12 protein-coding genes are annotated in these 12989 nt (G+C 70.4%); 3 read left to right on the top strand and 9 right to left on the bottom strand.

Features of this window, described 5'->3' with window-relative positions; genetic code table 11:
- Positions 1-269 precede the first annotated feature (269 nt).
- The 5 genes from ASG45_RS02125 to ASG45_RS02105 form a co-directional block, all read right to left on the bottom strand.
- Complete coding sequence (locus ASG45_RS02125) at positions 270-1706, bottom strand: amino acid permease (RefSeq protein WP_055833179.1); 1437 nt, start codon at positions 1704-1706, stop codon at positions 270-272.
- Positions 1707-1846: 140 nt separating this feature from the next.
- Complete coding sequence (gene corA / locus ASG45_RS02120; protein WP_055832533.1) at positions 1847-2845, bottom strand: magnesium/cobalt transporter CorA; 999 nt, start codon at positions 2843-2845, stop codon at positions 1847-1849.
- Between the two features lie 65 nt (positions 2846-2910).
- Complete coding sequence (locus ASG45_RS02115; protein ID WP_055832532.1) at positions 2911-3105, bottom strand: hypothetical protein; 195 nt, start codon at positions 3103-3105, stop codon at positions 2911-2913.
- A 131-nt stretch (positions 3106-3236) separates the two neighbouring features.
- Positions 3237-4145 (bottom strand): EamA family transporter, encoded by a 909-nt coding sequence (locus ASG45_RS02110; RefSeq protein WP_055832530.1) that lies wholly within the window; start codon positions 4143-4145, stop codon positions 3237-3239.
- Between the two features lie 7 nt (positions 4146-4152).
- Positions 4153-5424, bottom strand: a complete 1272-nt coding sequence (locus tag ASG45_RS02105; RefSeq protein ID WP_055832528.1) for a serine hydrolase domain-containing protein — start codon at positions 5422-5424, stop codon at positions 4153-4155.
- 197 nt (positions 5425-5621) lie between these two features.
- Between ASG45_RS02105 and ASG45_RS02100 the strand changes: the two genes are divergently transcribed.
- Complete coding sequence (locus ASG45_RS02100; protein ID WP_055832525.1) at positions 5622-6275, top strand: biliverdin-producing heme oxygenase; 654 nt, start codon at positions 5622-5624, stop codon at positions 6273-6275.
- Here ASG45_RS02100 and ASG45_RS02095 read toward each other — a convergent pair.
- Together ASG45_RS02095 and ASG45_RS02090 are read right to left on the bottom strand one after the other, a co-directional pair.
- Positions 6263-7642 (bottom strand): ATP-dependent DNA helicase, encoded by a 1380-nt coding sequence (locus ASG45_RS02095; protein WP_055832523.1) that lies wholly within the window; start codon positions 7640-7642, stop codon positions 6263-6265. The two genes, ASG45_RS02100 and ASG45_RS02095, sit on opposite strands and share 13 nt — an antisense overlap.
- Positions 7639-8151, bottom strand: coding sequence for a MerR family transcriptional regulator (locus ASG45_RS02090; RefSeq protein ID WP_082516413.1), 513 nt, complete (start codon positions 8149-8151; stop codon positions 7639-7641). Before ASG45_RS02090 ends, ASG45_RS02095 begins: the two co-directional genes overlap by 4 nt.
- Before the next feature lie 50 nt (positions 8152-8201).
- On the opposite strand from ASG45_RS02090, the gene ASG45_RS02085 reads away from it, so the two are divergent.
- Together ASG45_RS02085 and ASG45_RS02080 are read left to right on the top strand one after the other, a co-directional pair.
- Positions 8202-9035: an NAD(P)/FAD-dependent oxidoreductase gene (locus ASG45_RS02085; RefSeq protein ID WP_055832520.1), complete on the top strand. Its 834-nt coding sequence runs from the start codon at positions 8202-8204 to the stop codon at positions 9033-9035.
- 101 nt (positions 9036-9136) lie between these two features.
- A complete protein-coding gene (locus ASG45_RS02080; RefSeq protein WP_082516412.1) occupies positions 9137-10216 on the top strand; it encodes a hypothetical protein in 1080 nt (359 codons plus the stop codon).
- A gap of 6 nt (positions 10217-10222) precedes the next feature.
- On the opposite strand, the gene ASG45_RS02075 is transcribed toward ASG45_RS02080, so the two are convergent.
- Positions 10223-12208 carry a cytochrome c oxidase assembly protein gene (locus tag ASG45_RS02075; RefSeq protein WP_055832518.1) on the bottom strand — a complete coding sequence of 662 codons (1986 nt, stop codon included), beginning with the start codon at positions 12206-12208 and terminating at the stop codon, positions 10223-10225.
- Positions 12209-12285: 77 nt separating this feature from the next.
- On the bottom strand, positions 12286-12573 hold the full coding sequence (locus ASG45_RS02070) for an HU family DNA-binding protein (RefSeq protein ID WP_055832516.1): 288 nt from the start codon (positions 12571-12573) through the stop codon (positions 12286-12288).
- Positions 12574-12989: the final 416 nt, after the last annotated feature.

Here is a 12989-nt window from a genome sequence, read left to right as displayed (position 1 = left end):
TGCGGGCCCGCTCCGGTCCGGCCCTGCGCTCGCCCCGCCCTTGCGTCCGCCCGGCCCTGCGCCCGCGCCCGCCCTGCTCCCGCCCTTGCGCCCGCCCAGCCCTGCGCCCGCGTCCGCCCTGCTCCCTCCGGACGCCCGAACCCCTGTTGAGTGTCCAGAACACGCCGCCCCACGCCGCCCCGATGCGGCGTGTCCTGGACACTCAACGCCGGGGTGGCGGCGAGAGGGGGCACGACCGAAGAGGGCGCGCGCGCGCGGAGGGGGCGGGCTCAGCGCTTCGGGAAGGGGCTCGGGACCAGGGGCACCGCGCCGGTGTGGCCCTCGCGCTCCGCGGCGAGCGCGGCGATGCGTTTGCGGCACGCGAACCAGCCGATCGTGATGAGGATGCTCGCCCCGATCGCCACGAGCAGCGTGGCGGGTGAGTCGATGAAAACCAGCACCATCACCACCGCGAGGAACACGAGCGTGAGATAGCCCGTGTAGGGCGCCCAGAACAGCCGGAACGCCGGTCGCACGAGCTCACCGCGGTCGGTCAGGCGCTTGAACTTCATCTGGCAGACGATGATGGTCGCCCAGGTGACCAGGATGCCGACGGCGGCGACGTTCAGGACGGTCTCGAAGGCGTCGCTGGGGTTGACGTAGTTGATCACGACGCCCAGCAGCGCGACGACCGCGGTGATCGCGATCCCGCCGTACGGGACGCCGGCCTTGTTCATGCGCGCCGCGAACTTCGGAGCCGAGCCCGCGACCGCCATCGAGCGCAGGATGCGGCCGGTGGAGTAGAGCCCCGCGTTCAGCGACGACAGCGCCGCGGTCAGCACGACGAGGTTCATGATGACGTCGACCCCGGGCACCCCGATCGAGGCGAAGAACGTCACGAACGGGCTCTCGTCCTTGGAGTACGCCGTGTAGGGCAGCAGGAGCGAGAGCAGCAGCACCGAGCCGACGTAGAAGATCGCGACGCGGAAGATGACCGAGTTGATCGCGCGCGGCATGATCTTCTCGGGGTTCTTCGTCTCGCCGGCGGCGGTGCCCACGAGCTCGATCGAGGCATAGGCGAACACCACGCCCTGCATCAGGATGATCGCGGGCAGGATGCCGTTGGGGAAGAACCCGCCGTTGTCGGCGATGAGCGAGAAGCCGACGGGGGCGCCGGTGGGGGTGCCGAAGACGACGAAGTAGATGCCCACCAGCAGGAACGCGACGAGGGCGGTGACCTTGATGAGCGCGAACCAGAACTCCAGCTCGCCGAAGACCTTCACCGACACGAGGTTGACGGCGAGCACCGTCACCAGGGCGGCCAGGGCCCACACCCACTGCGGGACCGCGGCGATCCACGGCACGTACTTGCCGAAGAAGTTCATGTAGAGCGCAGCCGCGGTGATGTCGACCATCGTCGTCGTCGCCCAGTTGATCCAGTAGAACCAGCCCGAGACGAACGCGGCCTTCTCACCGAAGAACTCGCGGGCGTACGAGACGAACGACCCCGACGTGGGCCGGTGCAGCACCAGTTCGCCGAGCGCGCGCAGGATGAAGAACGCGAAGAGGCCGCACACCGCGTACGAGATGACGATGGCGGGCCCGGCCTGGGCCAGGCGTCCGCCCGCACCGAGGAAGAGGCCGGTGCCGATGGCGCCACCGATGGCGATCATCTGCACCTGACGCCCGGTGAGCCGCTTGTGGTAGCCGGCGTCCTCGAGCTGCACGGTCGAAGTGGGGGTCGGCTCGACGGCATCGCCGGAGCGCGGAGTGGAGTCGTTCACCTCCCCATCATTCGATTCACGCAGCGTCTGTCCAGGAAGCGCGCCGCGTGCCGCGGCATCCCGAGCTCACGGATGCCGCGGGCTCAGAGCCACTTCTTCCACTTGAACGTCAGCCACAGACCCGCCGAGACGGCCACCATCAGCAGTAACGCGAGCGGGTAGCCGTACTGCCACTCGAGCTCGGGCATGTTCTTGAAGTTCATGCCGTAGATGGCGCCGATGAGCGAGGGACCGAACAGGATGGCCGCCCAGCCCGAGATCTTCTTCACCTGCTCGTTCTGCTCGAGCGAGGTCTCGGTCTGGCGCTGGGTGACCAGGGTGGCGTTCACCGTGAGGGCGTTGTCGAGGATGGCGCGCAGCGCCGTGAGCTTGTCGCACTGGCGCAGCACGTGGTCGAGCACGTCGCGCAGTGATCGCTGCAGCTCGATGTCGACGCCGTACTTCTCGGATCCGCGCAGCAGCGCCTCGAGCATGTCGCGCAGGGGTTCGGTCGCGCGCTGGAAGTGGATCACTTCGCGGGCGAGCTCGTAGATGCGCTGCGTCAGTTCGGCGCCGCCCGCCCCGAACAGCTGGTCCTCGATCTCGTCGACGTCGTTCTGCAGGCCCCGTGCCACGGGGTCGTACTGGTCGACCACCTCGTCGAGGATCGCGTAGAGCACCGCTTCGGGTCCCCGCGCCAGCAGGTCGGGTTGCTGTTCGAGGCGGTGACGCACGTGCGCGAGGTCGGGGACCTCGGCGTGACGCACCGTCACGACGTAGTCGGGCCCGATGAACACGTGCAGCTCACCGAATTCGATCGTCTCGGTCGCGTCGATGTAGCGCGCCGGGCGCAGCACGGCGAAGAGATTGCCGCCGTAGCGCTCGAGCTTCGCGCGCTGGTGGCCGGTCAGGGCGTCTTCGACGGCGAGGGGGTGCAGCGAGAACTCGGCGGCGACCCGCTCGAGCTCTTCGGGCGAGGGCCGCAGCAGGCCGATCCAGGCCATCCCGCCATGGGCTTCCATGTACTCGAAGGTCTGGTCGAGACTCGAGGGATTCTCGATGCGGTGACCGCCGACGTACACGGCGCTGTCGATGATGGGCATGGTTCCGTTCTACCCCCGCCAGGTGTCCGTGGGGTGACAGCGAGCCCTGCGCGGGCCGAGCGGGTTCAGCGCCGCGCGCGCCCCTTGTTCGCCACCTGCATCGACCCGGCGATCGTCAGCACGATACCCATGGCCGCGGCGAGGCCGTTGTTGGCGACGCTCGCACCCGACGAGATGTCGACGATGGCCAGCACGAGGTTGACCACCCCCGCGACGATCATGAGCCAACCGACGAAGGAGAGGAGTTTGAGGCGATCCACGGGTGAACCATAGCGTGAAAAGAACGACCCCGGTCGCTCTTTCTCCGGGTCCTTCCGCTACGGTTCGCGAGCGAGATCCGCCCGATGGCGCGCAGGCGCCGTGCTCACGACCGGGCCGGGCGTGGCATCCCTCAGCCGAGGGGCTCGCCGAGCGCTGCGGCGGCATCGGGTCCCGGATGCCGTGCCCCGGCCGCGCGTCGTGTCGCCGCCCGCACGGCGCCGATGCTGGCCGCGATGACGAGCCCGATGCCGACGAGCTCGAGCCACGAGAGGTGCTGCCCGAGCAGGAGGAACCCGGCGATCGATGCCGTCGCCGGCCCCAGGCTCATCAGGATCGCGAACGCCGAGGCGGGGAGCCGCCTGAGCGCCACGAGCTCCAGCGCGTAGGGGATGGTCGACGACAGCAGCGCCACCGCCGCTCCCACCGCGAGCAGATCGATGCGCAGCAGCGCGGACCCCGCCTGCCACACTCCGAACGGCAGGGAGATCACGGCGCCGACCGTCATGGCGAGGGCGAGACCGTCGAGGCGGGGGAACTCCCGGCCGACGCGCGCCGAGGCGAGGATGTACAGCGCCCAGCTCACCGCGGCCCCCAGGGCGAAGACGACTCCGAGCGCGTCGAGGCGGTCCCACCCGCCCGCGCCGAGCGCCACCACCCCGGCCAGGGCGAGCCCGGCCCACAGCCACCGGGCCAGGCCCGCCGAGGTGAGGATCGACAGGGTCAGCGGACCGAGCACCTCGATCGTGACGGTGACGCCGAGCGGCAGCCGCTCCAGCGCCAGGTAGAACAGTCCGTTCATGCTCGCGAGCACGACGCCGAAGCCGACGACCGAGCGCCACGCCGCCGCGTGGTGCCCCCGCAGGCGGGGCCGCGCGATGAGCAGCAGCAGGACGGCCGAGAACAGCAGGCGCAGCATGACGATGCCGAGCGGTCCGGTCTGCGGGAAGAGCATGACCGCGAACGAGGCGCCCACCTCTTGGCAGGCCAGGCCCACCAGCACGAGCGACGCGGCCGACCCTTGGCCGCCGCGAGCGATCATCGCGGGGTCACGCGGCGGGCTGCGGGCAGATGGCGTTGGCCAGGATGCCGTCGCGCATCTGCTGCGAGGTCCACGGCAGGCCCGCCTCGGGGGCGGTCTGCCCCTGCGCCGCGGGGGCCTTCGACGCGATGGCCGCCAGCTCCCACGCCAACCACGCCGACGTCATCTTGTTGCCGCCGGAGTTGTTCAGCACCACGGCGATCGACATGCCCGTGCGGGGGTCGGCGAACGCGCCGACCATGTAGCCCGGCATCCATCCGTACTGTCCGATGAGCGAGCCGGCCTGGAAGGCTCCCCCCGACGCCGTGAACCACGTCGGCTGGTCGCCCCCGACGGGGACGGGCGAGGCGAAACGGTCGTCGCCATCGGGGAGCAGGGCACCCGAGGCGAGGGCCTGGGCGTAGTGCCCCAGGTCGGTGATGTCGGTCACGGCACCCGCGGCGGCACCCCCGTAGCTCGCCGACATCTCGGTGAACTCGCGCGGGTCGGTGCAGTTCCACACGCCCTCGGGGCTGGGCTGCGACCAGTAGCCCTGCAGCGACGACGCGGCGGGGTTCGCGGGGGCCGAGGACGGCAGCGCGGTCGCGTCGAGACCGAGCGGCTCGGCGACCCGCTCCGAGATGACCTGCGCGAGCGACTCGCCCGTGGCCCGCTCGACCGCGAGGCCCGCCAGCAGGTAGTTCGTGGCGGAGTCGCCGAACGAGGCGCCCGGGGCGTTCAGGCGGGGGCTCGCGATGCCGTAGGCCATGAGCTCGCGCGGGTTCCACGCGCGGTCGGGGTTGTTGAGCACCATGCCCTCGAGCACCGAGGTGTACGACGCGAGTCCCGAGGTACCGTCGCACAGCTGACGCAGCGTGATGTCCTCGTATCCGGGCAGGTTGCTGACCCACTGCGTGATCGGGTCGCTGAGGCTCAGCGTCCCGTCGGCGGCCAGTCGGTACACGGCGTCGCAGGTCATGGCGCCGGTCACGTCGGCCGCGCGGAAGGTCAGGTCGGTGGTGACCTCTGCGCCGCCGGGGCCCTGCGTTCCCAAGCCCGACACCCAGGTGCCGCTCCAGGGCGCCCAGACGCCCACGATGGCGCCCGTCGAACCCGTGGCGGCCATCGCGGTGGTGACGGCGTCCTGCAGCTCCGAGACGGTGGCCTCGGGAAGGGGGGCGTCGACCTGCGCGGGAACGTCGAGGGCCACCGACGCCTGAGGCGTGCAGCCACTCAGAACCACGGCGAGCGCGCTGGCGCCCGCGATCGCGATGGCCGCGGAACGACGCCATCCCCGCATGTGTTACCCCCAGGAATCCGAGCGCGGCGAAGCGCCCGCTCGAAAGATTCAAACACACGCCGCCTGAACGTCACCGCCCCTTGCATCCTGGACTCGTCACGTCTGCATCACATCTGGGGGCGGCTGCGGGGCGGATGCCGCGAACTCCGTCGAAAACAGGGGTTAGGCCAGCCTAACTCTTTGCGTATGATGACGTCATGAACGCCGTCATCCCGTTCTCCACCGCGCTGCGCGAACGTTCCAGCAGTGCGCACTCCACGAGCGAGTGCGACGGGTTCATGACCGAGCTGCTCACCGGCAGCGGCACCCGCGACGACTACGTCGCCCTCGTCGCCCAGCACTGGTTCATCTACTCGGCCCTCGAGGAGTCGGCGGTCGCTCTGCGGCGCGACCCCGTGGCATCGGTGTTCCTCAGCGACAAGCTCACGCGCCTCCCCGCCCTCGAGGCCGACCTCGCGTTCCTGCTCGGCGCCGACTGGCGCGACCTCGTCTCGCCGCTGCCCACCACGCAGGCGTACGTCTCTCGCATCCGGCGGGTGGCGGCCACCTGGCCCGGCGGCTTCGTCGCGCACCACTACACGCGGTACCTGGGCGACCTGTCGGGCGGGCTCTTCATCGGCCGGCTCATGCAGCGCCGCTTCGGCTTCGACACCAACGGGATCGGCTTCTTCCTCTTCGGCGACATCGCCGACCCGAAGGCGTTCAAGAGCGTCTATCGCGAGCAGCTCGACGCCGCCCCCTGGGACGACGACGAGAAGGAGCGCGTCATCGCCGAGGTGCTCGTCGCCTACCGGTTCAACACCGAGCTGTTCGCCGACCTCGCGCGCGCGAAGGCGGCTCAGGTCGCCTGAGCCGCCGCCTGTTGGCGGCCGAGCCACGCCTGCTTCATGAAGCGGCGCACGTCTTCGTCGACCCGGATGTCGCTGGGCCGGAGCGGGCGCGTCAGGTACAGGCCGTCGATCGAGGTGAGACGGCTGAGCGCGACGTAGGTCTGCCCGGGGGCGAAGGCGCCGGCGCCGAGGTCGACGACGGCGCGGTCGTAGGTCTTGCCCTGCGACTTGTGGATCGTCACGGCCCACGCCAACCGCAGCGGGAACTGCGTGAACTCCGCGACGATCTCGCGCGAGAGGTTCTTCGTGCCCGGGTCGTAGGCGTAGCGGTACCTCTCCCAGACCGCGGGCTCCACGTCGTGCTCGGTGCCGTCGACCTCGACGCGCACGCTGTCGCCCGCGATGCGCGTGACGGTGCCGATCGTGCCGTTGACCCAGCGGGGCGCCTCGCCGAACTGCGCCCCGTCGTTGCGCAGGAACATCACCTGCGCGCCGACCTTGAGCGTCAGCTCCATCTCGGCGGGGTAGTTCGCCTCGCCGCGGCCGAAGTCGCCCGAGATCTCGGCGGCTGCCGTCTGCGTGCGCCCGATGAGCTCGTCGAGGTGGCGCCTGTTGATCGTGTTCACCCGGTCGTTACGGGTGGCGAGCGTGATGATCGGGTGCTCGCCGTCGGCGGGGTGAGGAGGGGTGCGCGCCCCGGCGGTGTTGAGCACCTCGGCCATCTCGGCCGTCACCCGTCCGTAGCGCACCGCGTTGAGCAGGGTCTTGAACCCGGGGTCGGACTGCCGGTGGATCTCGACGAGCTCGTTGACGTGCAGTTCGGCGCCGTGCCGGCCGATGTCGATGAGACCGTCGCTGGCCGACTCCCCCGACCACACCTTGGCGTCGAAGAACCAGAACGAGCGGTAGTGGTCGTCGATGTAGCGCGCCTCGTCGCCGCGCGGCGGCACCGGGGCGAGCTGGTACGGGTCTCCGAACATCACGACCTGCGTGCCGCCGAACGGCTCGGCGCGACGACCCCGGGCCTGACGCAGGGAGCGGTCGATGGCATCCATCAGGTCGGCGTTGACCATCGAGATCTCGTCGATCACCAGGGTGTCGATCGCGTTGAGGATCTTGCGGGTGGCGTCGTTCTGGTCGATGTCGCCGTTCGCGATGAGACCGATGGGCAGGCGGAACAGCGAGTGGATCGTCTGGCCCTCGACGTTCAGGGCCGCGACCCCCGTCGGTGCGCACACGGCGATCTGCTTCTTCGTGTTCCACGCCAGGTGCTGCAGCAGCGTCGACTTGCCCGTACCCGCCCGGCCCGTGACGAAGACGTGCTCACGGGTGTCCTCGATCAGCCGGAACAGCGCCTGCTGTTCGGCGGAGAGGGGCGGCGTGGTCACCGGTTCATGCTAGTTCGCACCGCCGTCGCCGGACGGCGGGGTGTGGACGCGTCGTCGGACCGGGAGCGGGCAGGCGTCTCGCACGACGGCTCGGTGCGCACCAGCAGCCAGCGCGCCTCGCCCGAGAGCACGTCGGCGACGTGGCTGCGGAACCGCGGGCACTCGGTGATGTCATGCGCGCGACAGCGCAGGGCGTGCTCGGTCATCGCGCGGGCCTGGGCGATGTCGGCCGCGCGCCGATCGAGCTCGGCCACGTGCTCCTCGAGCACCCGGTGGCGGTCGGGCGCGTCCTCGTCGAGCAGCACCTGGATCTGCTCGAGCGAGAGCCCCGCGGCCTTGTTGCGCAGGATCACGGCGATGCGCACGCTGTCGCCCTCGTCGAAGCGCCGGCGCCCCGCGGCATCCCGACCCGGGCGCAGCAGCCCCTCGTCTTCCCAGTAGCGCAGCACGTGCGTCTCGAGCCCGAATCGCGCCGCCGCCTCGCCGATCGACTCCCCGCTTGACTTCATGTCGACATGAAGTCACACGATGGACGAGAACGCAAGCGGAAGGAACCCTCATGTACGACGCGATCATCATCGGCGGCGGCCCCGCCGGACTGCAGGCCGCCCTCACCCTGGGTCGAATGCACCGACGCACCCTGCTGCTCGACTCCGGCACGTACCGCAACGCCACCGTGAGCCACGCCCACAACCTGCTCACCAACGACGACCGCGACCCGGCGGAGCTGCGTCGACTCGGTCGTGCCGAGATCGGCGCGTACGCGACGGTCGAGATCCGGGATGCCGTCGCCTCCACCGTGGCGCAACAGGGCGACGAACTGACGGTCACCGTCGACGACGAGCCCCTGCGCGCGCACGCGGTGATCCTCGCCACCGGCGTGACCGACGATCTCCCCGCGATCCCCGGCCTCGCCGAGCAGTGGGGCGACCGCATCGCCAACTGCCCCTTCTGCCACGGACACGAGTTCGCCGGTCGTCCCGTCGCGGTCGTCAACGCCTCGCCGCACGCGGCGGTGCTGGGCCGCATGCTCGAGCCCGTGGCATCCGAGGTGCACCTGGTCGACCCGGCACGCGTCGAACGGGTCGACGGCACGGCCGACGGGCTCCGCCTGCTGCTCGACGAGGGCGGGCACCTCGACGTGGCCGGCGCGTTCATCGCTCCCACCTGGCGCCCGAACGCCCCCTTCGCCGCCCAGCTCGATCTCGCCGTGACCGAGGCGGGGGCCGTGCGCACCGACGCCTTCGGGCGCACCAGCATGCCCGGTGTGTACGCGGTCGGAGACCACGCGCAGGCCGAGCACCTGCCCGGGCCGATGTTCTCGCTCGCCGCGGCCATCGCCGCCGGGCAGCTGGCCGCGGTCGCCGTCGTGCACTCGCTCGTCGCCGACTGAGACGCGCGACGCGGGCGCCACTCCGCCCCTCCCGGTGGGCCCGCGTGACGCCGCGGGGCGGCGCGCGGCATCTGCGCAGGTGGGCTTCCTAGACTGGGGGCGTGGACAACGCCGGCGGGGGCCCCGCGACGCCCAGGGGCGTCATCGGCGCGCGCCCGCGCGGGCGGTTCGAGATCCCGGCGATCATCGTCATCGGCATCCTGCTGCTCGCCGCGCTGGGCGGGGGAGCCGCGTCGCTGTACCGGGAGTTCTACAGTCCCCGGGCCTTCGTCATGCACTACCTCGAGCTGCTGCACGACCGCCGCGCGGCCGAGGCGCTCGCCGTTCCGGGTGTCGCCGTCGACTCGGCCGATCTCGAGGCCGCGGGCCTTCCCGCGACCGCGTCCGAGGCGCTGCTGCGGCCCGAGGCACTCACCCCGTTGATGGATGCCGCGATCGTCGACGAATCCGTCGAGGGCGACGTCACCCGCCTGACCGTGTCGTACACGGCGGGCGGGTACGCCGGCACCACCACGCTGTCGGTGCAGCGCGACGGCGGGTCGAGCCTGCTGCCCCGCTGGCGCTTCGCGCGCAGCCCGCTCGCCGTGATGGACCTGTCGGTGCAGGGGTCGATGCGCTTCTCGGTCAACGGCTTCGAGGTCGACAAGCGCCAGGTGTCGATCGACCGGGCCGACACCGATCCCACGGCCGACGTGCCATTGCTGGTCTTCTCTCCCGGGCTGTACTCGGTCGCCGTCGACACGGCGATCTCGGCGACCCCCGGGGTGGCTGTGCTCGCCGATGCGCCCCTGGCCGGCATCCCCATCGACGTGCAGGCCGAACCGACCGAGGAGTTCATCGCCGTCGTGCAGCAGCGCGTCGAGGACTTCCTCTCGTCGTGCGCCGAGCAGAAGGTGCTGCAGCCCACCGGGTGCCCGTTCGGGTTCACCGTGCGCAACCGCATCGACGGAGCCCCCGACTGGTCGATCGTCGAGCAGCCCGTCGTCACGGTGGTGCCCGACGGTGCCGGCTGGCGTATTCCGTCGGCCAAGGCGGTCGCCCACATCCGCGTCGACATCCGCTCGATCTTCGACGGCAGCGTGCGCTCGGTCGAAGAAGACGTGCCCTTCCGCGTCGACGGCGCGATCACGGTGCTGCCCGACGGCACCGCCTCGATCCTCGTGGGCGGGCAGTCCGACTGAGCGGAATCAGCCGCGCTGGCGTGCGGCGACGCGGGCGTCGCGCTCGGCCATACGCGCCAGCTCTTCGTTGTACGCGTCGAGTTCGAGGTCTCCGACCCGGTCGACGTGCCGATCACGGCGCTTCTGCTGCCGTTCGTCGCTGCGGCTCCACTGGATCGCGACGGTGATCGCCAGGATGAGCGTCGGGATCTCGCCCACCGACCAGGCCACGCCACCGCCGACGTACTGGTCCTGCAGGGGTGTCGCCCCCCAGGTGCGTCCCATCGCACCGAACCACTCGGCGACCATGAGGCCGGAGTTCATCATGATCGCGATGCCGAAGAACGCGTGCATCGCCATGATCGCGATGAGCACGAGCAGACGCATCGGATAGGGCAGGCGGTAGGGCACCGGATCGATGCCGACGAGGCTCAGCACGAAGAGGTACCCCGTGACGAGGAAGTGCGCGACCATCCAGATGTGGCCGACGTGGTCGTACAGCGACCACCGGAAGAGGTCGGTGTAGTAGAACGCCCACAGCGAGCCGATGAACAGCCCCGCCGCGACGTACGGGTTGGTGAGCACCTTCGCGACCGGGTTGTGCACCGCCCAGAGGATCCACTCGCGACCACCGCGGGTGCCGTCGTCGCGTTTGCGGATGGCCCGCGCGGCCAGCGTCACCGGCGCCCCCGTCACGAGCAGCAGGGGGATCGCCATCGACAGCAGCATGTGGCCGATCATGTGCATGCTGAACAGGTAGTCCTGGTACACGTTGATCGGTCCCGAGGTGACCCAGAACACCCCCAGCATGCCCAGGGTCCACATCACGGTGCGGTGGATGGGCCAGGCGTCGCCGCGGCGGTGCAGGCGCCAGACGCCGGCCAGGTAGAAGAACAGGGCGAAGGCGACGACGAACGCCCACAGCAGGTCGACGTCCCACGCGGTGAACCAGCGCTCGAGGGTGAGCTCGGGCGGCAGCGGCGAACCGGTGAGCACCTCGGCCGGGGTCTGACCGACCAGCGGCGCCTCGACGGGCGGGGCGGTGCGCGCCAGCGCGGCGGCCGCACCGCTGGCGACACCCATGAAGACCAGTTCGAGCGTGAGGATGCCCCAGAACCGCCGCGAACCGGGCTCGTCGGCCATGCGTGAGATGAGGCGGCGGCGGTACCACGCGCCGAGGACGCCCATCGCGAGAAGTGCGGCGACCTTGACCAGCACCAGGAAGCCGTAGGTCGAGAAGAGGTTCGACACGTCGAGGAGCGTGATCGAGGCGCGGACGGTGCCCGAGACGGCCACGACGACGAAGGCCACCAGCGCGATCGACGAATAGCGCAGCAGCACCGCCTGCAGCTGCCGGCGCGACATCGCCGGGCGCACGACCACGAGCAGGACGAGACCGCCCAGCCACACGGCCGCGGCGATGATGTGCAGGACGAGCGAGATCACCGCGGCGTTGTGACTGGCCTCGGTGCCCGCGTGCCCCTGCGTCCCCATCGGGATGAGAGATGCCAGAGCCAGGATCGCGACGAGCAGGGTGGGGATCCACGACCGCACGGCGAAGGTCAGCACGGTCAGCACGGCACCGGCGATGGTCGTGATGAGCCACGCCTGACCCAGCGGACTCTCGACCAGGAAACGGCCGAGCTGCTGACCGAAGACGGCGTCGAGGGTGGGCTTGGCGTTCAGGACGTTCAGGAACGTCAGGTACCCGGTGGTGGCGGCGGCGATGGTGAAGACCGCCGCGCCGATCGACGCGGTGTCGAGCGCGATCTCGAACGGCCGCTCCCCCGCGGGCAGGGCGAACAGCGCCAGCACGAGGGAGCCGACCAGGGTGGCCGCCGAGAGGTTGACCAGCACGGTCGCGATCGGGAGCCCCCACCGCACGACCGGACCGGGGTCGGCGAGCTGCACCTCGGCGGCTCCGCCGCCGTACGCCAGTCCCGCCACGACGGCGATCAGCGAGACCGCGATCAGGATGACGGGTCCCGCGACGCGGAGAAGGCGGGGATTCACCCCTCCAGACTACGTCGCGTACACACAGCACAGGGGGGATGCCGATGGCATCCCCCCTGTGAAGGTTCGAGGTCGTCTTACTTGACGGCGGCCTTCAGCTTCGAGCCCGCGGTGACCTTGACGCGCTTGCCGGCGGGGATGGCGATCTCTTCGCCCGTCTGCGGGTTGCGGCCCGTGCGAGCCGACGTGGCGACCTGCTCGAAGGCGATCCAGCCGGGGATCGAGACCTTGCTGCCCTTGGCGACCGCCTCGGAAACGGTGGAGAAGAGGGAGTCGAGCACGCCCGACACGGCGGACTGGCTCTGGCCGGTCGCGCTGGCGATGCTCGCGACGAGCTCGGTCTTGGTGATGGACTTGTCGGCCATGTGGTGTGTCCTCCAGGCGGCGACGAGCGCCGTCTCTCGTTACTCGGACGAGGAGGAATCCTCCTCGGTGGTCGGGAGACCGCCTCGACAGTATCAACCGAACCGCGGAAATACGCGGATTTTGACGGATTTCGTCCCTTTCGCCGGGGGTGTGTCGCGGGCTCGGGGATTTCGCGGGCCGGTGACGGCGCACGGGTCGACCCGTGGACGACCTCATCCTTCGAGCTCTCGGCAGGGCTCGGGTCTCCGGGCGGGTGAATCGCGAGGCGCAGGCGGGCGAAGTCCGGCGGCTTCACCCCGCGGTTGATGCGACGCTCGAATTCACCTGGAAAATAGTGAAATTCGTACCCCTATGATGTGCCTACGAGAACGGGCTCCGGTTCGTGCCCGACGAACCGCCCCCGTTCGATCGGCCC

This window comes from Microbacterium sp. Leaf436 (genome assembly GCF_001424715.1).
Classification (GTDB): domain Bacteria; phylum Actinomycetota; class Actinomycetes; order Actinomycetales; family Microbacteriaceae; genus Microbacterium.
This window is presented reverse-complemented; position numbering and strand designations above follow the sequence as displayed.